This is a genomic window from Saccharopolyspora mangrovi, from assembly GCF_035320975.1.
Classification (GTDB): Bacteria; Actinomycetota; Actinomycetes; order Mycobacteriales; family Pseudonocardiaceae; genus Saccharopolyspora; species Saccharopolyspora mangrovi.
In genome coordinates, this window is record NZ_JAWLNX010000005.1 from 192375 (window position 1) to 213926 (window position 21552).

The 21552-nt window shown below is 70.1% G+C and carries 22 protein-coding genes; 13 read left to right on the top strand and 9 right to left on the bottom strand.

Annotated features, from left to right (window positions below; all coding sequences use genetic code 11):
- Positions 1–54 precede the first annotated feature (54 nt).
- Both R4I43_RS09625 and R4I43_RS09630 read right to left on the bottom strand, forming a co-directional pair.
- Complete coding sequence (locus R4I43_RS09625) at positions 55–1020, bottom strand: adenylate/guanylate cyclase domain-containing protein (RefSeq protein WP_324265217.1); 966 nt, start codon at positions 1018–1020, stop codon at positions 55–57.
- The gene (locus R4I43_RS09630) at positions 1001–1453 is read right to left on the bottom strand and encodes a universal stress protein (RefSeq protein WP_324265218.1); all 453 of its coding nucleotides are present in this window, start codon (positions 1451–1453) and stop codon (positions 1001–1003) included. The genes R4I43_RS09625 and R4I43_RS09630 overlap by 20 nt, the downstream gene beginning before the upstream one ends.
- A 363-nt stretch (positions 1454–1816) precedes the next feature.
- On the opposite strand from R4I43_RS09630, the gene R4I43_RS09635 reads away from it, so the two are divergent.
- Both R4I43_RS09635 and coaA read left to right on the top strand, forming a co-directional pair.
- Positions 1817–3211: an amino acid permease gene (locus tag R4I43_RS09635; RefSeq protein ID WP_407691222.1), complete on the top strand. Its 1395-nt coding sequence runs from the start codon at positions 1817–1819 to the stop codon at positions 3209–3211.
- A 190-nt stretch (positions 3212–3401) separates the two neighbouring features.
- Positions 3402–4334 (top strand): type I pantothenate kinase, encoded by a 933-nt coding sequence (gene coaA, locus R4I43_RS09640; protein WP_324265220.1) that lies wholly within the window; start codon positions 3402–3404, stop codon positions 4332–4334.
- A gap of 224 nt (positions 4335–4558) precedes the next feature.
- Here the strand turns inward: coaA and R4I43_RS09645 are convergent, their stop codons facing one another.
- Entirely contained in the window at positions 4559–6214 is a 1656-nt protein-coding gene (locus tag R4I43_RS09645; protein WP_324265221.1) for a PucR family transcriptional regulator, read from the bottom strand.
- 118 nt (positions 6215–6332) lie between these two features.
- Between R4I43_RS09645 and pruA the strand changes: the two genes are divergently transcribed.
- On the top strand, positions 6333–7961 hold the full coding sequence (pruA, locus tag R4I43_RS09650) for an L-glutamate gamma-semialdehyde dehydrogenase (protein WP_324265222.1): 1629 nt from the start codon (positions 6333–6335) through the stop codon (positions 7959–7961).
- Positions 7962–8034: 73 nt separating this feature from the next.
- On the top strand, positions 8035–8964 hold the full coding sequence (locus tag R4I43_RS09655; RefSeq protein WP_324265223.1) for a proline dehydrogenase family protein: 930 nt from the start codon (positions 8035–8037) through the stop codon (positions 8962–8964).
- A gap of 224 nt (positions 8965–9188) precedes the next feature.
- Here the strand turns inward: R4I43_RS09655 and R4I43_RS09660 are convergent, their stop codons facing one another.
- The gene (locus tag R4I43_RS09660) at positions 9189–10880 is read right to left on the bottom strand and encodes a bifunctional metallophosphatase/5'-nucleotidase (protein ID WP_407691220.1); all 1692 of its coding nucleotides are present in this window, start codon (positions 10878–10880) and stop codon (positions 9189–9191) included.
- A 241-nt stretch (positions 10881–11121) separates the two neighbouring features.
- Here R4I43_RS09660 and R4I43_RS09665 point away from each other — a divergent pair, with 241 nt between their 5' ends.
- A complete protein-coding gene (locus R4I43_RS09665) occupies positions 11122–12432 on the top strand; it encodes an FAD-binding oxidoreductase (protein ID WP_324265224.1) in 1311 nt (436 codons plus the stop codon).
- On the opposite strand, the gene R4I43_RS09670 is transcribed toward R4I43_RS09665, so the two are convergent.
- Positions 12425–13258, bottom strand: a complete 834-nt coding sequence (locus R4I43_RS09670) for a helix-turn-helix domain-containing protein (RefSeq protein WP_324265225.1) — start codon at positions 13256–13258, stop codon at positions 12425–12427. The two genes, R4I43_RS09665 and R4I43_RS09670, sit on opposite strands and share 8 nt — an antisense overlap.
- Before the next feature lie 101 nt (positions 13259–13359).
- Between R4I43_RS09670 and R4I43_RS09675 the strand changes: the two genes are divergently transcribed.
- Entirely contained in the window at positions 13360–14052 is a 693-nt protein-coding gene (locus R4I43_RS09675; RefSeq protein WP_324265226.1) for an SDR family NAD(P)-dependent oxidoreductase, read from the top strand.
- A complete protein-coding gene (locus R4I43_RS09680) occupies positions 14052–14648 on the top strand; it encodes a DsbA family oxidoreductase (protein ID WP_324265227.1) in 597 nt (198 codons plus the stop codon). Before R4I43_RS09675 ends, R4I43_RS09680 begins: the two co-directional genes overlap by 1 nt.
- Positions 14649–14654: 6 nt before the next feature.
- Here R4I43_RS09680 and R4I43_RS09685 read toward each other — a convergent pair whose 3' ends face one another.
- The gene (locus R4I43_RS09685; protein WP_324265228.1) at positions 14655–15509 is read right to left on the bottom strand and encodes a helix-turn-helix domain-containing protein; all 855 of its coding nucleotides are present in this window, start codon (positions 15507–15509) and stop codon (positions 14655–14657) included.
- A gap of 109 nt (positions 15510–15618) precedes the next feature.
- Between R4I43_RS09685 and R4I43_RS09690 the strand changes: the two genes are divergently transcribed.
- From R4I43_RS09690 to R4I43_RS09700, 3 genes are read left to right on the top strand one after another with little or no spacing between them, the layout of a single operon-like run.
- Complete coding sequence (locus tag R4I43_RS09690) at positions 15619–16203, top strand: non-oxidative hydroxyarylic acid decarboxylases subunit B (protein ID WP_324265229.1); 585 nt, start codon at positions 15619–15621, stop codon at positions 16201–16203.
- A gap of 22 nt (positions 16204–16225) precedes the next feature.
- A complete protein-coding gene (locus R4I43_RS09695; RefSeq protein ID WP_324265230.1) occupies positions 16226–17650 on the top strand; it encodes a non-oxidative hydroxyarylic acid decarboxylases subunit C in 1425 nt (474 codons plus the stop codon).
- Between the two features lie 26 nt (positions 17651–17676).
- Positions 17677–17907 carry a non-oxidative hydroxyarylic acid decarboxylases subunit D gene (locus R4I43_RS09700; RefSeq protein ID WP_324265231.1) on the top strand — a complete coding sequence of 77 codons (231 nt, stop codon included), beginning with the start codon at positions 17677–17679 and terminating at the stop codon, positions 17905–17907.
- Here R4I43_RS09700 and R4I43_RS09705 read toward each other — a convergent pair.
- Entirely contained in the window at positions 17904–18530 is a 627-nt protein-coding gene (locus tag R4I43_RS09705) for a maleylpyruvate isomerase family mycothiol-dependent enzyme (RefSeq protein WP_324265232.1), read from the bottom strand. The two genes, R4I43_RS09700 and R4I43_RS09705, sit on opposite strands and share 4 nt — an antisense overlap.
- Before the next feature lie 80 nt (positions 18531–18610).
- Positions 18611–19369 (bottom strand): alpha/beta hydrolase, encoded by a 759-nt coding sequence (locus R4I43_RS09710; protein ID WP_324265233.1) that lies wholly within the window; start codon positions 19367–19369, stop codon positions 18611–18613.
- Between the two features lie 70 nt (positions 19370–19439).
- Between R4I43_RS09710 and R4I43_RS09715 the strand changes: the two genes are divergently transcribed.
- The 3 genes from R4I43_RS09715 to R4I43_RS09725 are packed head-to-tail and all read left to right on the top strand — an operon-like array spanning position 19440 to position 20421.
- A complete protein-coding gene (locus R4I43_RS09715) occupies positions 19440–19622 on the top strand; it encodes an ATP-binding cassette domain-containing protein (protein ID WP_324265338.1) in 183 nt (60 codons plus the stop codon).
- A gap of 39 nt (positions 19623–19661) precedes the next feature.
- Positions 19662–19826, top strand: a complete 165-nt coding sequence (locus R4I43_RS09720) for a hypothetical protein (RefSeq protein WP_324265234.1) — start codon at positions 19662–19664, stop codon at positions 19824–19826.
- 40 nt (positions 19827–19866) lie between these two features.
- A complete protein-coding gene (locus R4I43_RS09725) occupies positions 19867–20421 on the top strand; it encodes a GNAT family N-acetyltransferase (RefSeq protein WP_324265235.1) in 555 nt (184 codons plus the stop codon).
- Positions 20422–20641: 220 nt separating this feature from the next.
- Here the strand turns inward: R4I43_RS09725 and R4I43_RS09730 are convergent, their stop codons facing one another.
- Positions 20642–21541, bottom strand: a complete 900-nt coding sequence (locus R4I43_RS09730) for a macrolide 2'-phosphotransferase (RefSeq protein ID WP_324265236.1) — start codon at positions 21539–21541, stop codon at positions 20642–20644.
- Positions 21542–21552 lie beyond the last annotated feature (11 nt).

Genomic DNA, 21552 nt, shown 5'->3' on the forward strand with positions numbered 1-21552 from the left:
GCAAGTTCAGCGATATTTCGATCACATTTGACGTGATCGGAGTAGTCGCGCGGCCTAGCGCCGCTGCAGGGCCCAGGCGCGCAGGCCGCGGAAGCTCTGCACCTTCGTGGGGCCCACCGAGATGAGCTTGTAGCTCTCGTGGCCGCGCAGCGAGGCGGCCAGCTCGCGGTCGATGAGCACCGAGGCGGGCCGGGCCACCGAGGTCAAGCGGCTGGCGATGTTCACCGTCGAGCCGTAGACGTCGCCGAAGCGGGCCAGCACCGGCCCCCGCGCCAGCCCGATACGCAGCGGCGGCAGCAGGTCGTTCTTGTCGATCTCCTCGTTGAGGGTCAGCGCGATCTCCGCGCCCTCCTCGGGGCTGTCGGCTACGAACAGCACCTCGTCGCCGACGGTCTTGATGACCCGGCCGCGGTTCTGCGCCACCACGCCACCGGCCAGCGACTCGAAGCCGTCGATCAGCCGGGTCAGCTCCAGCTCGGTGAAGTCGCGGATCAGCCGGGTGTAACCGACCAGGTCGGCGAACCCCACGACCTGCACGCGCTCGTCGATGCCGGGATCGCGCTCGTCGAGCTCGCGGGACACCGTGGCGGCCAGGTGCCGCCGCCACACGTAGTCCTGCATCTTCTCCATGACCGGCACGATCGCCGCCGCCACCTCGGAGGTGGTGTCCACGTCGGTGGAGAACTTCTCCCCCAGCAACGACTTGAACAGGCCCGTCTGCCACTCGGCCAGCCGCGACATGGTTTGCGCGAGCGAGCGGGCCACGGCGGATTCGAGCTCGTCGGGGATGACGTCGGCCGACACCAGCGACACCAGGGCGCGCAGGGCCGCGACGTCGGCATCGGTGAAGATCACCTGATCGGGGTCGACGTGGGCGAAGCCCATCGCCTGCCACAGCTGCTCGGCGCGCTGAAGCGGAACACCGGCGGCCTCGGCGACCTCGTCCTTGGTGTAGAGCGGCGGCGAACCGAGGAGGATCTCCTCGATCCGCCGGATGCGGTCATCGCGATGTTCGGACAACGAGCACGTCGCAATCAGCTCGGCGGGACACTTCGGAAGGCACCGAGCCGAGGATGCGCCCCTTGAGGGTGTTGAGCCCGCGGCTGCCGACCACCAGCAGGTCGGCGCTGTGCTTGTCGGCCGCGTCCACCAGCACCGAGACCGGCTCACCCACCGAGGCGACGGTCTCGACCTCGGCGGCACCGGCCTGGCGAGCGGTGTCCGAGGCGGTCTGCACCGTGTCGTTGGCCGGGGCCGAGCCCATGACCTGGAAGGCCTCGTCGCCGAGCTCGTCGGCGGCGCGTTCCAGCTCCTTCGGGTCGGTCGGGTAGTAGGCGCAGACGATCACCAGCCGCGCCGACGAGGTGCTGGCGACCTCGGCGGCCCGGCTGACCGCGCGCAGCGAAGGCGCGGAGCCGTCCGTTCCCACGACGACGGTGCGATAACTGGACATCGCTCTCCCACTTCCTTTGGGGCCGACATTTCGACGCTCCGGGTGAGAACACTAACGATCGGACGCCCCCGCAGTCACGGCCCGTGCGCACCGACCTCACCATCCCCCGGCCCAGCCCCTCCCCCGTCCCTGACCCCCTCACGCTCCGTCGGGGCGAAACCGCAGGATTCGCCACCGCGGTTCTCGCCCCTGCCCGTGGGGGCAGGCGCGGTGGGTGGTTGTGCCATCGGACAACGCGAGGCCTGAACTGTCGTTCGAGAGCACAGCGCGACACTCGATCCTGCGGCGTACGTTTCGCCGCAACCTGTGATTTCGAACAATGGAGTCGATGTGTCAGCACCTAGCCTGCAACCCGGGCGGGGAATGTTTCGCCGCAAGCCGATCGAGACCATCACCTCGGACGGCGAGGAAACGGGCCTGAGCAAATCCCTGGGCCTGTGGCAGCTCACCGCCATCGGCGTCGGCGGCATCATCGGCGCCGGGATCTTCTCGCTGGCCGGCGCGGTCGCCAACGAGAAGGCCGGACCGGCGGTGCTGATCTCGTTCCTCATCGCCGGCGTCGCCAGTGCCGCCGCCGCGTTCTCCTACGCCGAGTTCGCGGGCATGATCCCCAAGGCCGGTTCCGCCTACACCTACGGCTACGCCGTGCTCGGTGAAGTGGTGGGCTGGCTGATCGGCTGGGACCTGCTGCTGGAGTACACCGCGATCGTCGCGGTCGTCGCGATCAGCATCTCCGGCTACTTCAACGAGTTGCTCAACTACGCCGGGATCGACCTGCCGGTGTGGATGCTCGGAGCACCCGGGACCGAGGAGGCCGGTGTCGCGCCCGGCAGCTACAAGGTCAACCTCTTCGCCGTGGTGCTGTGCCTGTTCATCGCGTTCATGCTGAACCTGGGCATGAAGTCGGCCGCGCGGTTCGAGACCTTCCTGGTCTACCTGAAGGTCGCCGTGGTGCTGCTGGTGATCGGGGTCGGCGCCTTCTACATCAACACCGGCAACTACACGCCGTTCCTGCCCTTCGGCGCCAGCGGCGCGATCACCGGTGCCGCCACGGTGTTTTTCGCGGTCTTCGGCTACGACGCCATGAGCACGGCCGCCGAGGAGTCCAAAGAGGCGCAGAAGCACATGCCCAAGGCGATCCTGTACTCGCTGGGCATCTCGATGGTGCTGTACGTGCTGGCCTGCCTGGTGCTGACCGGCATGATCCCGTTCCAGCAGATCAAGTCCGAGAGCGCGTTCGCCTCGGCCTTCGCCGACGTCGGCCTGCCGATGCTCGGCGCGATCATCGCCGTCGGCGCGATCCTCGGCATCCTCACCGTGATGTTCACCTTCATGCTCGGCGTGACGCGCGTGGGCTACTCGATGAGCCGCGACGGCCTGCTGCCCGCGTGGTTCGGCAAGACCCACCCGGTGCGCAAGGTGCCCACCCGCTTCACCTGGCTGATCGGCATCGCCTCGGCGGTCATCGCCGGTCTGCTGCCCATCGGTGAAGCCGCGGAGCTGACCAACATCGGCATCCTGCTGGCGTTCGTGATCGTGTGCGCCGCGGTGATCGTGCTCCGCTACAAGCGACCCGACCTGCCGCGCGAGTTCAAGACCCCGGGCATGCCGGTCGTGCCGCTCATCGGCATCGGCTTCTCGATCTGGCTGGTGACGTTCCTGGAGCCGTTGACCTGGGGCCGGTTCGCCCTCTGGTTCCTCATCGGCCTGGTCGTCTACTTCGTCTACGGCTACCGCAAGTCCAAGCTCAACTCCTGATCGCCGGCACCGGACCGGTGCGCGAATTGCGCCGGTCCGGTGTTGATCGGTTGAGTCGTGTCTACTGCGTCTCAGCGTGCACTGGATCACAGCGTTACCCGGTGCCGTACGCCTAGGGTTTTCCCGGGCGCCACCGGGGCTTTCCGGTGCTGCCGGGAGTATTACCGGGCCTCGATGCTGAGGGGTGCTTGTGACGCGCGTTCGCGAACTGAGCCCGTACGTGGAGCTGAACCGCGCGCAATGGCGGGAACTGCGCGATTCGCTCCCCCTCCCGCTGAGCGAAGACGAACTGGTCGCGCTGCGCGGCCTCGGTGAGCCGGTCGACCTCGACGAGGTCGCCGACGTGTACCTGCCGCTGTCGCGGCTGATCAGCTTGCAGGTGGCCGCCAGGCAGCGGCTGCACGAGAGCACCACCACGTTCCTCGGTGATGACGCCCCCGGCACCAAGGTGCCCTTCGTCATCGGCCTCGCGGGCAGCGTCGCGGTTGGCAAGTCCACCACCGCCCGCATCCTGCGCACCCTGCTCGCCCGCTGGCCCGATCACCCGCGCGTGGACCTGGTGACCACCGACGGTTTCCTCTACCCCAAGGCGGAGCTGGTGCGGCGCGGGCTGATGCACCGCAAGGGGTTCCCGGAGAGCTACGACCGGCGCGCGTTGCTGCGCTTCGTCACCGAGGTCAAGTCCGGGGCTCCCGAGGTCGCCGCGCCGGTGTACTCGCACGTCGCCTACGACATCCTGCCCGGTGAGCAGCACGTGGTGCGCCAGCCCGACATCCTCATCGTCGAAGGCCTCAACGTCCTGCAGTCCGGGCCGAGCCTCACCGTCTCGGACCTGTTCGACTTCTCGGTCTACGTCGACGCCCGCACCGAGCACATCGCCCGCTGGTACACCGACCGGTTCCTGGCGTTGCGCAGCACGGCCTTCGCCGATCCGGAGTCGCACTTCCACCACTTCGCCGAGCTCTCCGACGACGAGGCCCGCGCCGAGGCCGACCACCTCTGGCGCACCATCAACGAACCCAACCTGGTGGACAACATCCTGCCCACCCGCCCCCGCGCCACCTTGGTCCTCCGCAAGGACATCGACCACTCCATCAACAGGGTCCGCCTCCGCAAGCTCTGACCCGCCTGTCGAATTTCGCGCGAAGTTCGAGGCCAGAAGTCCCGCCCCAAATTTCGCGCGAAATTCGAATCCTTCACCCGGCCGAGTGGCGACGCGGGCCAGCGCGCTCCAGAGCCCCCGTTCTGACGTGGGGGTTTCGAATTTCGCGCGAAATTCGACTCCGGGGTTTCCGCGTCGAACTTCGCGCGAAATTCGAAGGGCGCCGGCTTGGCGGGTGTTCCTGGTCAGGTCGGGCGGTGTCGGGTGCGCTTGGTGAGCAGGAGTTGGAGGTGGGTGTTGAGGCGTTCCGTCGGGTCCGCCAGGTCGATGCCGGTGAGGTCCGTGGCGCGCCGGACGCGGTAGCGCAGCGTGTTGGGGTGGACGTGCAGCGCTGAGCTGGCGGCTTTGACGTCACCGAAGTGGTCCAGGTAGGCCAGCAGGCTGCGCGCCAGGTCCGCGGCGTGCTCGGCGTCGTGGTCGTGCAGCGCGGTGAGCCGGGCGTCGCGGTAGCGCTCGTTGCCCTGCAGGACGGTGAGGATCTCGCTGATCACCACCTGCGCCCGGACGTCGGAGATCGTCGCGACCTCGGCGTCGATGTCGTGGACCAGCGCGTCCAGCACCCGGTCGGCCTCCGCCCGGGACTCGGCGACCTCGTCGAGGGTCGGCACGGCCGAGCCGACACCGGCCTGAACGCGCGAGGTCAGGTGCTGCTTGGCGGCGGTGACGATCTCGCGGGTCAGCGACAGCGCCGACTGCGCGGCGGAGCGCTCCGGCAACTCCGGCAGCAGCACGTACACCCGCGATCCGAGGGTCGTGACCAGCGCGCTGCGCCGATAGGCGGAGGCGTGCACCGAGATCAGCCCGGTCATCTCGGCGCGCTGCAGCTCCAGCTCGGAGCGGTCCACGCTGCCCGCCGGCCGCAGCGTGAACACCGCGACCACGGCGGGCCGATCCGCGTCGGCGCCGATGTTGTCGGCCACCGAACGCGCGTCGACGCGCCCCTCCAGCAGTCCGGCCAGCAGGTTCTCCCGCAACCGCGGTCCGGCGGTGGCCTCCGAGCGCTGCCGGATCAGCTGCAGCGCGGCAAGCCGGGCGGCACCCAGCAGCGCGCGCTCGGAGCGCTCCGACAGCGGTCGTCGCCCTTCCTGCACCCAGATCGAGCCGAGCGGCTGGCTGCCCGCGTGGATGCCCACCGCCATCCGCCGCCGGATGCCCAGGTCCGGTCGATCGTCGATGCGCACCACGTCCTCACCGGCGCGAAGACGCTGGTAGACGCCCCACTCGCGGAGCATCGCCAGGTACGGCTCGGGGCCTTGGCGGCCCAGGATCGACAGCCGTCGCAGCTCGTCGACCTCGTCGTCGGAGCGCGAGTAGGCCAGCACCCGGCTCGCGGTGTCCTCGATGCTGACGATGCCGTCGGTCATCGCCGCGACCGTCTGGGCCAGCGAGAACAGGTCGCCCAGCGCCTCGCCGACATCGGCGTCGCTGGTCAGCCGGACGTTGTCGATCGCGGTGTGCGCGTAGGCCTCCAGTCGCTCCCAGCGAACCTCCGGCCGCACGCCCAGCAGGGCGACGCCGCCCGCGATCGCGGTGTCGCGCAGCGCGCGGGCCTCCGGCTCCGAGCCGACCTTGACCGCCACGACCGGGGCGCCGTCGCGCGCGGCGGCACGCACCAGCGGCGCCGCTGCCCGGCCACGTGCGCCGATGACCAGCACGAAGTCGCCATCGCGACCGCTGCCGGACTCCTCCTCCGGGTCGACAATGACCACATCGCACACCTCGACGTCCAGGCCTCGTGGCGCGGCGAGCACGTCCACCAGGGGGTCGCCGACCGCGGCCAGCAGCTGCCGCAGCGGCACCCCCACCCCAGCCACTCCGACCGAATCGACATCACGCGGCATTTGTCCAACTCCACAAACCGGACACTTCAACGGTAGCCAACTGGACAAGCTCCAGTCGTCGGACAAACCCTAACCTCCAATCAACACACTCTCGGCGTCTCAAGGAGGCGGAACAGGCATGGACGCGATCACCTCGGTGCCGGTGCCCTACAACGAGCCGGTCAAGGGCTACGCGCCCGGATCGCCGGAACGTGAGTCGCTGCAAAAGCGCGTGGCCGAGCTGGAGTCCGAGCGCATCGAGCTCACCCAGACCATCGGCGGCCGGCAGCGCATGGCCGGCGGCGACCCCTTCGACGTGGTGCAGCCGCATGACCACGCCCACGTGCTCGGCACCGCCGCGCAAGCCACCGGAAGCGACGTCGCCGACGCGGTGGCCGCCGCCAAGCACGCCGCCGCGGACTGGGCCGCGACCCCCTTCGACGAGCGGGCCGCGGTCATCCTGCGCGCCGCCGACCTGCTGGCCGGCCCCTGGCGCGACACCATCAACGCCGCCACCATCCTCGGCCAGTCCAAGTCGGTGCAGCAGGCCGAGATCGACGCCGCCTGCGAGTTCATCGACTTCCTGCGGTTCAACGTCCACTACGCCCGCCAGATCATCGCCGAGCAGCCCCGCTCGGTGCCCGGCGAGTGGAACCGGATGGACTACCGCCCGCTGGACGGGTTCGTCACCGCCATCACCCCGTTCAACTTCACCGCCATCGCCGGCAACTTGCCCACCGCGCCCGCGCTGATGGGCAACACCGTGGTGTGGAAGCCGACCCCGTCGCAGCAGTTCGCCGCGCACTTCACCATGCGGCTGTTCGAAGCCGCCGGGCTGCCCCCGGGCGTGATCAACCTGGTCACCGGTGACGGACACGCCGTCAGCGACGTCGCCCTGACCGACCCGGGCTTCGCGGGCCTGCACTTCACCGGCTCCACCGCCACCTTCAAGAAGCTCTGGCGCACCATCGGCGAGAACCTGGACTCCTACCGCAGCTACCCGCGCATCGTGGGCGAGACCGGCGGCAAGGACTTCATCGTCGTGCACCCCTCCGCCGACCCCGCACCCCTGGCCACCGCCTTCGCCCGCGGCGCCTTCGAGTTCCAGGGCCAGAAGTGCTCGGCGGCCTCCCGCGCCTACGTGCCGCGCTCGATCTGGGAGAGCGGACTGCGCGAGGAACTCGCCGACCTGACCCGCACCATCCGCTTCGGCGACGTCACCGACTTCTCCTACTTCGGTGGCGCGGTCATCGACGCCCGCGCGTTCGCCAAGCACAAAGCCGCACTCGACCGCGCCCAGGCCACCGACACCATCGAGGTCCTCGCCGGCGGCGGCTACGACGACTCGACCGGCTACTTCGTCGAGCCCACCGTCCTGGTGGGCACCGACCCCACCGACGAGGTGTTCACCACCGAGTACTTCGGGCCGATCATCGCGGTGCACGTCTACGACGACCCCCAGTACTCCCAGATCCTCGACGTCGTGGACTCCTCCAGCCCCTACGCGCTGACCGGCGCGGTCTTCGCCACCGACCGCTCCGCCATCGACGAGGCGCACCGCAAGCTGCGCGGCGCGGCCGGCAACTTCTACGTCAACGACAAGCCCACCGGCTCCATCGTCTCCCGCCAGCCCTTCGGCGGCAGCCGCGCCTCGGGCACCAACGACAAGGCCGGTTCGCTGCTCAACATCCAGCGCTGGACCAGCCCCCGGGCCATCAAGGAGACCTGGGACGCACCTACCGGCCACACCTACCCCCACATGGGATGAGCGTGACGGGGCGCCCCGGCCCGGTCGGGGCGCCCTCGGTTGGATGAATCAGCTTGAGCGTGGGGAGATTTCGGTGTTGCGCAGTGCTTTGCTGGCCGCCGGTCGCTCGCCTTCGGTGCGGCGGCTCGTGGAGGCCAACCCGTTGACCAAGCCCGTGGTGCGGCGTTTCGTGCCCGGCACATCGCCCGAGGACGCCGTCCGCGCGACCCGGGAGCTGAGCGAACAGGGCCTGTTCGTGACGCTGGACCGGCTCGGCGAGGACACCCTCGACGCGAGCCAGGCCGACGCCACCGTCCGCGACTACCGGCGGGTGCTCGGCGTGCTGGCCGAGCAGGGACTGGCCGACCGGGCCGAGGTGTCGGTGAAGCTGTCCGCGGTGGGCCAGTTCCTGTCCAAGGACGGTGAGAAGATCGCGCTGGACAACGCCCGGCTGATCTGCGAGGCCGCGAGCGCGGTCGGCACCACGGTCACCTTGGACATGGAGGACCACACCACCACGGACTCGACCCTGGGGATCCTGCGCGATCTGCGCGTGGACTTCCCGTGGGTGGGCGCGGTGCTGCAGGCCTACCTGCGGCGCACCGAGCAGGACTGCCGGGACCTGGCCACGGCCGGTTCGCGGGTCCGGTTGTGCAAGGGCGCCTACGCCGAGCCGGAATCGGTGGCCTTCCAGGACAAGTCCGAAGTGGACCGCTCCTACGTGCGGTGCCTGAAGGTGCTGATGCGCGGCGAGGGCTACCCGATGGTCGCCACGCACGACCCGCGCATGGTCGCCATCGCCGGTGACCTGGCGGCCCGCTTCGGCCGGGCGGAGGCGGACTTCGAGTACCAGATGCTCTACGGCATCCGCCCGGACGAGCAGCGGCGCATCGCCGCCGAGGGCGGCAAGCTCCGCGTCTACGCCGCCTACGGCGACGAGTGGTACGGCTACTTCATGCGCCGCCTCGCTGAACGCCCCGCCAACCTCGCCTTCTTCCTCCGCTCCCTCGCCACCCAAGGCTGACCCCACCGCGCGAACCGCGGCGATCAACCCCTCGGCCGCGGCGACCACCCCGTGCGACAACGGAATACCCCGGTAATCGCGGACCTGATTACCGGGGTATTGCGCCACCACCCGGAAAACCGCCGCAATCGGGTCCCTGATTACGCCGGTAATCCGGTGCCGGATTACCGGCGTCATCGGGGTTCGGGGACCGGCGGGGTTCCGTCGTGGTGATCTGCTGCGGGTTACGGGAGGGCGGTGATCCGGTCTGCCGGGGGTGGGGCGATGCCGGGGTGGGCGTTGAGGTGGGCGAGGAAGGCGTCGAGGTCGACCGGGCCTCCGACGATGTCAGTGCCCTTGGTGAACTCGGTGAAGCCGTCGCCGCCTCCGGCGAGGAAGTTGTTCACCGAGATCCGGTAGGGCGCGTTGGGGTCGACCGGCTGGCCGTTGATGCTGATCTCGGTGACCTTCGAGCCGATCGGCGCGCTCGCCGAGTAGCTGTAGTGCAGACCCGCCGAGACCTGCAGCACGTTGGTCTCCTCCGGCGTCCACTGCTGCTCCAGGACGGCCTTGAGCTGGGCTCCGGAGAGCGTCATGGTCTGCATGATGTTGCCGAAGGGCTGGACCGCGAACGCCTCGCCGTAGGTCACCACGCCGTCGCCCTCACCGGCCGGTGAACCGGGGAAGAGCAGGTCGGCGCGGAGGCCGCCGGGGTTGGTGATGGCGACCTGCGGCGAGTTCGCGGCGGTGGCCTCGAACTGCGCGTCGGCGATGACGTCGCCCAGCGGTGACTCGCCGGAGGGCGCCCCGGCGCGGGGCAGGTCGCCGGTGATGCTGCCGACCGGGCGGTTGGCGATCGGGGCGGCCTTGGTCGCGGCTTCGTCGATCAGCGCCTGGGCCGCCGGGTCGGCGGGCACGTCGCGGGTCACGATCTCGTTGCGCGCCTTGATCCCCGCGCGCACGACGTCCTGGGTGCGGCGGTCCACCTCCAGGTCGGCGACCGACAGCAGCCGGCCGTAGGAAGCCCCCTGCAGGAGCTGGCGCGGGTTGCCCGCCGGGTCGTTGATCGTGCAGTTGTACTGCGAGTGGCTGTGACCGCTGAAGATCAGGTCGACGTTCGGCGAAGACGCCTTGGCGATCTCGGCGGCCGGGCCCGGGGTCAGCTTGCAGTCGTCGGGACCGCCGCCGTCGGTGCCGTCGCCCTGGTGCAGCAGCACGACCTGCGCCTTCACGCCGATCGCGTCGAGCGCCTGGGAGGTGCGGTTGATGGCCTCGACCTCGTCGCCGAACTTCAGCCCTTCGATGGCTCCGGGCGCGACCACCGACGGCAGGTCCTCCAGCGTTGCGCCGATGATGCCGATGCGGGTGCCGTTGACGTTCTGCACGTCGAAGGGCTTGAGCGCGGGACGCCCGTCCTCGTGGGTGACGTTGGCGCCCAGCTGCTCGAAGTCCGCTCCGGGGAACGTCTCCCGGAACTGGCAGCCGTCGACGGGGTGGCACCCGCCATCGGACATCCGCTCGAGCTCGGCGAATCCCTCGTCGAACTCGTGGTTTCCGACCACCGAGGCCGACACGCCGACCTGGTTGAGGAACTCGACGGTGGGTTCGTCGTGGAACAGGGCGCTGTTGACCGGGGAGGCTCCGACGTTGTCACCGGCCGAGAGCACCAACGAGTTCTCGACCTCGCCGCGCAGCCGCGCCACGTGGGTGGCCAGGAACTGCGCGCCGCCCGCCTCGACCGCGCTGCCGTCGGGCAGGGTGACGCGGCCGGACGAGCCGGCCGGGGGTTCGAGGTTGCCGTGCAGGTCGTTGAACGTGATCAGCCGGACCTGCGTGGTTTCCGGGGCGGCCGACGCGGCCGGAACCGCCACCACCGCGGCCACGGCCAGCACGGCTGTCCCCAGCGCCGTCAGACGGCCGAACCGAGCTGTCTTCACACCGTTTTCCTTCCGCTGCTTGTCCCCGGTCCCACTGCCCCGACGAGCCGGGGAGACGTCAGCGGCATCCTCCTCCGTCGGCAGGCCCGAAACCAGGACGAACAGGTGAATGTCTGGAAGCCGTCACCGCACGGCTCGGCACCGACCCCCACCAGGCGAGAAAGCACGGGGAAAGCCCAGTTCCGCACGATGGACTCCGATTTGGACCAGCCGACTTCGTCCACGGGGGGAGCGATCGGAAATGGATTCGGGCACGCCGGATCTCTCCACCTTCCCCGAACTGCCCGGACGCGGTGTTCTGGTCACCGACGGGGACGAGCTGCACGCCTCGGACCTGGGCAACGTCGTCGACCGCAGGCCCGCCGCGATCCTGCACCCGCGCTCGACCGCCGACGTGGCCCTCACCGCCGCCTGGTGCGCGCGCAACGGCGTCCCGCTGCGCGCGCACGGCACCCTGCACACCACCGGCGGCCAGGCGCTGTGCCCGACCGGCGGGATCCAGGTCGACATGCGCGGCCTCGACCTCATCCACGCCGTCACCGACGACTTCGCCGACGTCGAGGCCGGGGTCCTGCTGCGCGACGTCGTCTGGCAGGCCTGGTTGCGCGGGCTCCGGTTGGCCTCGGGCCCGACCGGGTACCTGCAGCTGAGCACGGGTGGAGTGCTCAGCGTCGGCGGGATTTCCAGCGTGCACGGCGAGGGAGCGATCATTGACCGGGTGCTGGCGGTCGAGGTGGTCACCCCGGACGGTGCCGTGCACTGGTGCGCCCCGGAGAGCGGAGGTCAGCTGTTCCGGGCCGCGCTGGGCGGGCTCGGCGGCGCGGGGATCATCACCCGCGCCCGGCTGGCGCTGACCCCGGTCCCACCGGTGGCCCGGGTCTACGACGCGGACTTCCCGTCGCTGCAGGAGGCCGTGGACGTGGCCCGCGTGCTGGTCCGGCGCGACGAGGTCGACGACGTGCTGATCCGCTGGTTCCCCCCGCGGCGCGACCGCTACCGGCTGCGCTTCACCGCCTACCACCACCCGGACCGGCCGCCGGACGACGCGCACCTGCTGCGCGGCCTCGGGGTGGTGCCGCAGACCTGGGACGTGTCCTACTGGGAGTTCGCGATCAGCACCGACCGCCGCTACGAGCCGTTCGTGACGGCCGGGTGGAACCGGGTGCACAAGGTGTGGGCGGACTACTTCCTGCCGGACCGCGCGCTGGACGAGTTCCTGGCCGCCACCATGCCGGAGATCACCGAGCGCGACCTCAGCGAGACGAGCATCGGCCTGCTGTTCCCGCACCGCCGCTCGTCGTTCACCCGCCCCCGCCTGCGGGTCCCGGACGACGACCTGGTGTGGCTGTTCGACGTGCTCTCCGACGCGGCGGGCCAGACCGACCCGTTCTGGCTGCCGGATCGGCTGCGCCGCAACCAGCGCTGGCACCGGCGAGCCGAGGCCCTCGGAGGCACCCTCTACCCGATCGGCACCGACCTCGAGCCGACCGCTCACGGGCTCGTGCTCACCCATCCCGACCGGGCGGCTTCCGACAGCTCCTGCCTCAGGTGAGCGTCTGGACGCCCAGCACGTCGAGCAGCCGCAGCCGGTTCGCCGCCTCGCCGTCCGGGACCGTGTAGGCGGTCAGCCGCAGATCGCTCGCGGGCACCTCCAGCACGTCGCAGTCCACCGGGATCGGGCCGAGCTCCGGGTGGTCGACGATCTTGGAGTGGGACACGTGCTCGCCGACCTCGCGCGAGTTCCACAGCTCGGCGAAGCGCGGGAACCCGCGCAGGTCCTCGATCAGCTTCCGCAGTTCGACATCAGCCGGGAAGCGGGCCGCCGCGCTGCGCAGGTCGGCTGCGGTCCTCTCCTCGAACATGGTGGTCAACTCTGGTGTCGGGCGCACCCGCGTCGGCAGACCCGCGTGGTGGGCCCACACGACGTTGCGCTCCCGCACCGGCGACGCGGACGGATCGCCGAACAGCGCCGCGTACAGCGGGTTCCAGGCGGTGAGGGTCCATCCCGCGTCGAACACGCCGACGGGGACGCCGCGCAACTGGTCGAGCAGCCGCTGCAAGCTCGGGGTCAGGTGCGGTGCGCTGCGCCCGCTGGTGGGAACGGGCTGCCCGGCGAGCACGAACAGGTGGTCGCGTTCGGCCCCGGTTAACCGCAGCGCTCTGGCCAGTGCGCCGATGACCTGCGCCGACGGGTTGGCACGTCCCTGTTCGAGGCGGACGACGTAGTCAACCGAGATGCCGGCGAGCAGGGCGAGCTCCTCGCGCCGGAGCCCCTTGGCCCGGCGTCCGAGCCCGGCCGGGAGTCCCGCACCGGCCGGGACGAGCCGGTCCCGCCAGCCTCGCAGCGTCGCGCCGAGCTCACCGGGTTGTTCGGTCATCGCTCCAGTATCGCCTGCTCCCGACCGGCGCGGGTGGTACCGGCAGTCCCAGGAAGCGCGCTGCATCGGGTCCGACCGGCCCGGCGGCGCAGGGTGGAGGCATGACGACGACGCTCATCACCGGGGCCAACCGCGGCCTGGGCCTGGAAACCGCCCGGAGACTGGTCGAGATCGGGCACACCGTGCTGCTCGGGGCGCGCGACCCGCAGCGCGGCGCGGAGGCGGCGGCCGCGATCGGAGCGGTTCCGCTGACCATCGACGTGACCAGTGAGAACTCGGTGCGCGCGGCGGCCGAGAGCCTCGACGAGTTGGACGTGCTGGTCAACAACGCGGGCGTTCCCGGGTCGGTGCTGCCACCGGGTGAGGCCTCCCCCGAGGACCTGCTCGCCGCCTACGAGATCAACCTCTTCGGCCCGGTGCGGGTGCTCAACGCGTTCCTGCCGCTGCTGGAGTCGAGCCGGAACCCGGTGGTGGTCAACGTCAGCAGCCGCCTCGGATCGATCGCCGCCGCGGCGAAACCCGACCCCACCGCGGATGATCCGCACTGGATCCCGGTGCCGGTCTACTCCTCGGCGAAGGCCGCGCTGAACATGATCACCGCGCAGTACGCCCAGGCGTTCCCCGCGATGCGGGTCAACTCCGCGTGCCCCGGTTTCACCGCCACCGATTTCAACGGCCACCGAGGTGTGCAGACCGTCGCCGAAGGCGCGGAGATCATCGTGCGGATGGCCACCATCGGCCCCGACGGCCCCACCGGCGGCTTCCACTCCCGCCACGGCGAGGTGGCGTGGTGATGCGCCGGCACGTGGAGGTCGTGCTCGATTTCGTGTGCGTGCACTCCTACCTGGGGTTCACGCGATTCCTGCGCGCCGTCGAGGAGCACCGGCGAACCGGTGGTGAGGTGGTGGTGCGCTTCGCGCCGTTCCAGCTGCGACCGCAGGCATCACCGGGAGGCGAGCCGTTGTTCGAGGTGCACGAGCGCGAGCGCGGAGCAGCGGTCGCGCGCGAGATCGCGGAGTCGACGTTCGGCGCGGAGGACGGTCTGCGGGTGGACCTGCGGCGTGCGATCTTCACCAACACCTTCGACGCGCACCGCCTGCTCGCCGCCGCGTCCGAGCAGGACAGGGGTGAGGAGATGGCCGAGCGCCTCTTCCGCGCCTACTTCACCGACGGGCTCAACATCGCCGACCCGCACACCCTCGAGGCCCTGGCCGACGACGTCGGCGTCGCCCCACCGACCGGTGGGGCCGATTCCCTGCGCGCCGAGCTCGACCGGGTCCGCTCGCTGGGCGTCGAGATGCCCCCGGTCTTCCGCTTCGACCACGGCCGCGCGGTCAGCGGAAGTTCGGACGTCGCGCGGTTCCTCGCGGAACTGGCCGAAGCCGCGTAGTCGCGGTCAGGCCGGGGTTCCTCGGGCTTGGGACCTGAAGGTCAGGGGTGTTCTGCCGTCGTGCTTGCGGAAGAACTTGTTGAAGTCCCCCGGTGTGCTGAACCCGAGGTGGCGGGCGATGTCGGCTGAGGCCCGGTCGCTGTGCACCAGCATGCGCTTGGTCTCCAGGACGATGCGGGCGTCCAGGTAGGACTTGGCCGTGCGGCCGGTGGCGGACAGCGTCGCGCGGGTGAGGGTCCGGGTGCTGTAGCCGAGGTCGGCGGCGTAGTCGGCGACGCGGTGGGTGCGGGTGAAGTCGCGTTCCACCGCGGCGCGGAAGCGCTCGAACGGCCCGTTCGCCGGGTTGGACGCCGGGGGCGTCGAGCGGGCGTGGGCCAGCCGCAGCAGCAGCACCTCCAGCAGCATGCGCAGCGACCTGTTGTGCGCTTCCAGCGTCATCGAGCCCAGGTCCGCGTAGTCGGAGATCAGGTGCCGAAGCGCCAGGTCGACCGCGTTGCGCACCGGTTCTCCTGGCAGCACCGGGGTTTCCGGCGGTGGTGGGTCGATGGTGACGAAGCCGGGGCTCCAGATGACGATGGTGCCGCGCGAGCGCGTCAGCGCGCCGTACTGGTGCACCTGGCCGGGCCGCACCCACAGCCAGCCGCCGGGTGGGATGACGTGCTCGGTGAAGTCGACGGTGTGCGGCAGCGCGTCGGCGTCGGCGTGGACGTGGATCAGGTGGTGGAAGTCCGGGCGCTGCGGCCCCGCCAGGTCGATCTGACGATTCCTGGCGCGCGAGCGCAGCTCGGCGAAGTCGATGACGTCCATGCCGATCGGGGCGTTCAAGCCGGGCCGGTAGGCGACGTCGGTGATCTCGGTCATCAGCAGGCTGTCCGATTCTTCCCATCGCTTGTCGTCAGCATACCCCTTCACCTGCGTTGTCGGCGCTTAGCGTGGAGTCATCCGCGCAAGATGACCGAAAAGGAGAAGCGTGCGACTCGTCGTGGGGATGACCGGAGCGACCGGGGCGCCGCTCGGTGTGCGACTGCTGGAACAGCTGCGCGAGCTGCCCGAGGTGGAAACCCACCTGGTGCTGAGCCGTTGGGCGCGGGCCACCGTGGAGCTGGAGACCGGGCTGGGCGTCAGGGAGATCGGCAAGCTCGCCGACGTCGTCTACAACCCCGATGACCAGGGGGCGAGCATTTCGTCGGGCTCCTACCGAACCGACGGCATGGTGATCGTGCCGTGCTCGATGAAGACCCTCGCCGGCATCCGCGCCGGCTACGCCGACGGGCTGGTGGCGCGCGCGGCGGACGTGACGATCAAGGAGCGCCGTCCGCTGGTGATCGTGCCGCGCGAGACGCCGCTGAGCGAGATCCACCTGGAGAACATGCTCGCCCTGTCGCGGATGGGCGTGCGGATCGTGCCGCCGATGCCCGCCTTCTACAACAACCCGACCTCCATCGACGACTTCGTCGAGCACATCACCGCTCGCGTGCTCGACCAGCTCGACCTGCCCGCCCCCGCCGCGCAGCGCTGGGAAGGCCTGCGCGCCGCCAAGCTCAAGGTTTCCTGAGTTCCACGAAGGAGAAGTTCTGATGGCCTACGACGACCTGCGGTCGTTCCTGGACGCCCTGGAGAAGGAAGGGCAGCTGCTGCGGATCGGCGAGGAGGTGTCCCCGGAGCCGGATCTCGCGGCGGCCGCCAACGCCGCGGGCCGCATCGGCGAGGGCGCCCCGGCGCTGTGGTTCGACAACGTCACCGGGTTCACCGACGTCCGGATCGCGATGAACGTGCACGGTTCCTGGCGCAACCACGCGATGGCGCTGGGCCTGCCGAAGGAGACCTCCACCCGCGAGCAGGTCGAGGAGTTCGCGCGCCGCTGGGACGACTTCCCGGTCGCCCCGGTCCGGCGGGAGGACGCGCCGTGGCGGGAGAACAGCGTCTCGGGCCAGGACGTGAACCTGTTCGACGTGCTGCCGCTGTTCCGGCTCAACGACGGTGACGGCGGCTTCTACCTGGACAAGGCGGCCGTGGTCTCCCGCGACCCGGACGAGCCGGAGAACCTCGACAAGCAGAACCTCGGCATCTACCGGATCGAGGTGATCGGCCAGGACCGCCTGGCGCTGCAGCCGGTGCCGATGCACGACATCGCCCAGCACCTGCGCAAGGCCGAGGAGCTCGACGAGGACCTGCCGGTGGCGATCACCCTCGGCAACGACCCGGTGGTGCCGATCGTGGCGGGCATGCCGATGGCCTACGACCAGTCCGAGTACGAGATGGCCGGCGCGCTGCGCGGCGAGCCGATGCCCATCGCGACCGCGCCGCTGACCGGTTTCGACGTGCCGTGGGGTTCGGAGGTCGTCATCGAGGGCTTCATCGAGTCGCGGGTGCGCCAGATCGAGGGTCCGTTCGGCGAGTTCACCGGGCACTACTCGGGCGGCAGGCGGATGCCGGTGGTGCGCATCGAGCGGATCTCCTACCGCACCAACCCCATCTTCGAGTCGCTGTACCTGGGCATGCCCTGGACCGAGTGCGACTACCTGGTGGGGCCGAACACCTGCGTCCCGCTGCTCAAGCAGCTGCGCGCGGAGTTCCCGGAGGTCCAGGCCGTCAACGCGATGTACACCCACGGACTGCTGGTGATCATCTCGACGGCCAAGCGCTACGGCGGTTTCGCCAAGGCGGTGGGCATGCGGGCGATGACCACACCGCACGGACTGGGCTACGTCAGCCAGGTGATCCTGGTCGACGAGGACGTGGACCCGTTCGACCTGCCGCAGGTCATGTGGGCGCAGTCGGCCAAGGTCAACCCCGCCGACGACGTGGTGGTCATCCCGAACCTGTCGGTGGTGGAGCTGGCTCCGGCCTCGCAGCCGGCCGGGGTGACCAGCAAGATGATCATCGATGCGACGACTCCGGTGAAGCCCGACGTGCGCGGCAACTTCGGCACCCCGACCAAGGACCTCCCCGAGACCGCCGAGTGGGCCGACCGCCTGCGCTCCCTGCTCGCCGGCCGCTGAAACATCCTGCGCAGAAAGGAAAACCGATGCAGACGATCTGCCCCCGCTGCGCCGACCCGGAGATCCGCACCGTGACGACCTCACCGGTGCCGGGCGTCTGGGAAGTGCGGCAGTGCCCGCGCTGCCTGTACATGTGGCGCACCACCGAACCGGCCCGCCGCACCACTCGCGAGCACTACCCCGAGCAGTTCCGCCTCACCCCGGAAGCCATCGCCAACGCCTCCGAGGTCCCCACGATCCCGCCGCTGCGGGGTTAGAGCCTGGCAGCGAGGGTGGTCTTGCCTTCGCCTTCCAGTTCGATGAAGGCTGCTGAGCGGCCGGCCAGCGTCATCAGCAGCGCTTCGGCCGGCCCTCGCACCTCTGGGCCTTCGCCCCGGCTCCAGTCCAGGTCAGTGGCCACCAGCCGGAGTCCGGCCCCGCGCTTCTTCGCTCCGACGGGTGGGGCATTGAACGCCAGGTCGAGCACCGCGCCGAGGCGTTCCGGCGGGACCTCGCGCGGGTGCCCGAGCGGGCGGCGGATGTCCTGGTGGTGGATCAGGGCATCGGTCAGGACGATCATGCCGCCCATGACGGTGATCGGGCCGGTGGGCTTGAGGTGGGCGCGCAGCCGTCCGAGCAGCTCGTCGGTGCTGCGGGCGCGGGACTCGGCAACGCCGAGATCGTTGATCGCGCCCGGCTTGAAACCCGCTCTGGCGGCCCTCTTGAGCACCCCGGACCAGGTCAGGTCGTCGTAGCTGATCGCGTGGGCGACCACGTCGCGCACCCGCCAGCCCGCGCACAGGCTCGGCTCCTCCCACTGCTCGCGGGTGAGCGTGGCGAGGTAATCGGCGAGGTCGGTGCGTTCGGCGACGGCCATGTCCATGATGTCCGCTCGGCTCATCGGCTCCTCCAGTCCCGGTGCGCAACCCGCACCGGGAGCCTGTCACAGCCGGGGTGAGCGCACGTCCGGTTCGGGTGGGTTCACGGTAGGCCCGGTCCCCGACAATCCACGTCGCGCGTCGGAAGCGACCCGGTGAGCAGGTATTCCGCGGCCGCGTCGTCCACGCAGGCGTTGCGCTGGCTGGCGAACGCGCCGTGCGAGTAGGAGTCGTGCAGGGTCACCATCCGCGCGCCGGGCAACCTGGCCTGCATCCGTCGGGCGCCGTCGAGCGGAGTGGTCGGGTCGTGGACGGCCTGGGTGAGCAGGACCGGCGGCATCGCCGGGTGGCCGAACCGCGCCGTCTCACCGGGCTTCGGCCAGTACGCGCAGGTGGCGGCTTCGAGTCCGGTGAGGACCGGTTCGGGGTCGGCCGCGCGCAACGCCCGGGTGGAGCCGATGACCTCGCTCTCGGTGGGACGTCTGCTGTCGGCGCACTTGACGGTGCGCAGGGCGGCCTCGTAGTTGCGCGATTCCGGGTCAGGTTCGGGAAGGGCAGGGCTCAGCGGTGTTCCGTGGTGCAGGCGCGCGGCGAGGTCGCGGGCGAAGGGCTCCCAGCGCTCGGTGCGCGAGAGGGTCTCGTAGACGAGGTTGTCGAACTCCGCGGGCCCGAATTCGCCGGTCAGTCCGGCGCGCGCAGCCGAATACCGTTCCCCCACCTGCTGCTTCGTGTCGCCGAGGCCGAACTCCGGGTGGGCGGCGATCCATTCGAAGAGGACGTCGCGCTGGTCGAGCACCCCGAAGGCCTGCCGCACGTCGAAGTCGTGCCAGCGGTCCGGGCTCACCACGCTGTCGAGCACCATCCGCCCGACCCGGTCCGGGAGCTGCGCGGCGTAGGCCGCGCCGAGGTAGATGCCGTAGGAGCTGGCGCAGCTGGGGCTCGGCGAGTCGGCCGCGATGCGGGCCCCTGCGGGCCTGTCCGGCGGGGAGCCGCAGCGCGCCGCCCTGGTGCGCGCGGTGCTGGCCGAGCCAGGCGTGCTGATCTGCGACGAGATCACCTCCGGCCTGGACGCGAGGCGACGCGCGGACCTGCTGGACGTGCTGGCCAAGCTGTAGCACAACACCGGCTGCGCCCTGCTGGTCATCACCCATGACGTGACCGGTGTCGCGGGTCTCGCGCACCGGGTGGTGGTGCTCGACGACGGCCGCGTGGTCGAGCGCGGGCTCACTGCCGACGTCCTCACCGCCGCAGCACGAGACCACCCGTCCCTGCTCACGGCGGATCTCGCAGGCCGGGAGACATGGCCAACCGCTAATTGAATATGATTTTCAAAGTCTATTTCCGATGAGGGAGGTCGCCGTGGTCCAGCTCGAGGAACGACAGGCCGGTCGCTACGTGGTCCGCGAGGCCACCCGGGCGGACGCCGCCGGCGCGAGGTCGGTCATGCTCGACACGTTCTACCTGGAGTTCGGCCACGGCTACAACGCCCGCTGGCACGGCGACGTCATCGACATGGACACCGCCTACTTCGACAACTCCAGGCAGGCACTGTTCGTCGCCGCGCTGGACGACGAGGTCGTCGCGACCACCGCCGTCCGCTCCGACGGCCCGCAGAGCCCGCCGCACGCCCCGTGGCTCGCCGAGCGCTACCCGTCGGGCACCACCGCGCAGATCTTCCGCGTCTACGTCCGCCGCGAGCACCGGCGCCACGGGCTGGCCCGGGAGCTGGTCGACATGGCCTGCAGGTTCGTCGCACTCACCCCCGGCTACGAGACGATCTACCTGCACACCAACGCCTCCGTCGACGGCGCGGAGCCGTTCTGGCGCAGCATCGCCAAGGAGATCCACGACGGCCGCACCGATCCGGCGCACAGCCCGGCCGTGCACTTCGAGATCCCGATCCCCGTCGTGTGACCAGCAGCGACCCGAGGTGCGTCACTCCACGGACGAGTGATGAAACGCTTTCCACGTCAATCGGTTTCGGAGCGTGACCGATTCGTCCACACCATCTAGCGATGGCGATTCGCTAGCGTTTTCGAACGCGGCGGGTCACGCTTGAAACACCAGTTCGACGAGCGGATTTTCGTTCGGCGACTTGCTGTTTGACAACTGCAGAGTGGGAAAACACAGGCGCTCACCCGAGAAGGCGCTGCTGCGCGATCTCCAGGAATCCACCTCGTCCCGATTCGACCGCGTACACGCCCAACGACACCGAGAAGCGAAACTCCGAGAGGAACCGAACATGCGACACGAATTCAGCTCGCACGCTCCCACCGGCCTGCGCATACCCCGCGAGCAGCCGAGACAGGCCGCGCTCGCCGAACGCGTTGTGCGCGGCCACGAAATCCAGCGCAGGGTCGTCGACCGCGGCGTCCGTCCAGTCCAGAACACCTGTCAGACGACCGGTTTCGTCCACCAGAGCATGCCCTGGGTGCAGGTCCGCGTGGACCAGGCGCAGATCCGCGGCCCCTGACCAGTACGCATCGTCGTGGATCCAGGATCGCCAGCGCGCCGCCTTCTTCTCGGGCACCTCCAGCATGTCCTCCGCCAGCCTCAGGTGATCGTGGGCCTCCTCCCGGAGGTCCCGATGTCCTGAGACGGGTATGCCCAGTCCTGCGGCCTCACCGACCTGGGTGCGGTGCAGTTCTGCGATCACCGCGCCCAGGTCGGTGAAGAACTCCTCGGCCGGTTCCCGCCACCACTGGTATTCCAAGGTTTTCGGGTGTTCCGGCCCCAGCGGCCGCCCCGCGAGCCTGCGGTAGGCGATGAGCTCCGGTGTGCAGATCTCCCAGTCGGGCACGTCCACGGCCAGCCGCGGACGCAGGTGCTCCAGCAAGCGGCGCTCGCCCTCGATCAGCTCGCTGACCTCGCGTCGCCGTGGTGCGCGCAGCACCCAGCGCGTCCCGTCGGCATCGACGGCGTGACCGACCCGGAAGTCCCACCCGGTCTCGTCGATCTCCAGGACGCGCACCCGGAGACCGTGCCGTTCCGCGAGCTCCACCAGCACGTCATCGACGCTAGCCGACCCGTCCACTCCATTTCCGG

Excerpts from the sequence above, each read along its gene's own strand:
- R4I43_RS09630 (WP_324265218.1), bottom strand. The coding sequence starts at position 1,453 with ATGTCCAGTTATCGCACCGTCGTCGTGGGAACGGACGGCTCCGCGCCT.
- R4I43_RS09635 (WP_407691222.1), top strand. The coding sequence starts at position 1,817 with ATGTTTCGCCGCAAGCCGATCGAGACCATCACCTCGGACGGCGAGGAA.
- R4I43_RS09645 (WP_324265221.1), bottom strand. The coding sequence starts at position 6,214 with ATGCCGCGTGATGTCGATTCGGTCGGAGTGGCTGGGGTGGGGGTGCCG.
- pruA (WP_324265222.1), top strand. The coding sequence starts at position 6,333 with ATGGACGCGATCACCTCGGTGCCGGTGCCCTACAACGAGCCGGTCAAG.
- R4I43_RS09665 (WP_324265224.1), top strand. The coding sequence starts at position 11,122 with ATGGATTCGGGCACGCCGGATCTCTCCACCTTCCCCGAACTGCCCGGA.
- R4I43_RS09670 (WP_324265225.1), bottom strand. The coding sequence starts at position 13,258 with ATGACCGAACAACCCGGTGAGCTCGGCGCGACGCTGCGAGGCTGGCGG.
- R4I43_RS09675 (WP_324265226.1), top strand. The coding sequence starts at position 13,360 with ATGACGACGACGCTCATCACCGGGGCCAACCGCGGCCTGGGCCTGGAA.
- R4I43_RS09680 (WP_324265227.1), top strand. The coding sequence starts at position 14,052 with ATGCGCCGGCACGTGGAGGTCGTGCTCGATTTCGTGTGCGTGCACTCC.
- R4I43_RS09685 (WP_324265228.1), bottom strand. The coding sequence starts at position 15,509 with ATGACCGAGATCACCGACGTCGCCTACCGGCCCGGCTTGAACGCCCCG.
- R4I43_RS09695 (WP_324265230.1), top strand. The coding sequence starts at position 16,226 with ATGGCCTACGACGACCTGCGGTCGTTCCTGGACGCCCTGGAGAAGGAA.
- R4I43_RS09700 (WP_324265231.1), top strand. The coding sequence starts at position 17,677 with ATGCAGACGATCTGCCCCCGCTGCGCCGACCCGGAGATCCGCACCGTG.
- R4I43_RS09705 (WP_324265232.1), bottom strand. The coding sequence starts at position 18,530 with ATGAGCCGAGCGGACATCATGGACATGGCCGTCGCCGAACGCACCGAC.
- R4I43_RS09710 (WP_324265233.1), bottom strand. The coding sequence starts at position 19,369 with ATGGTGCTCGACAGCGTGGTGAGCCCGGACCGCTGGCACGACTTCGAC.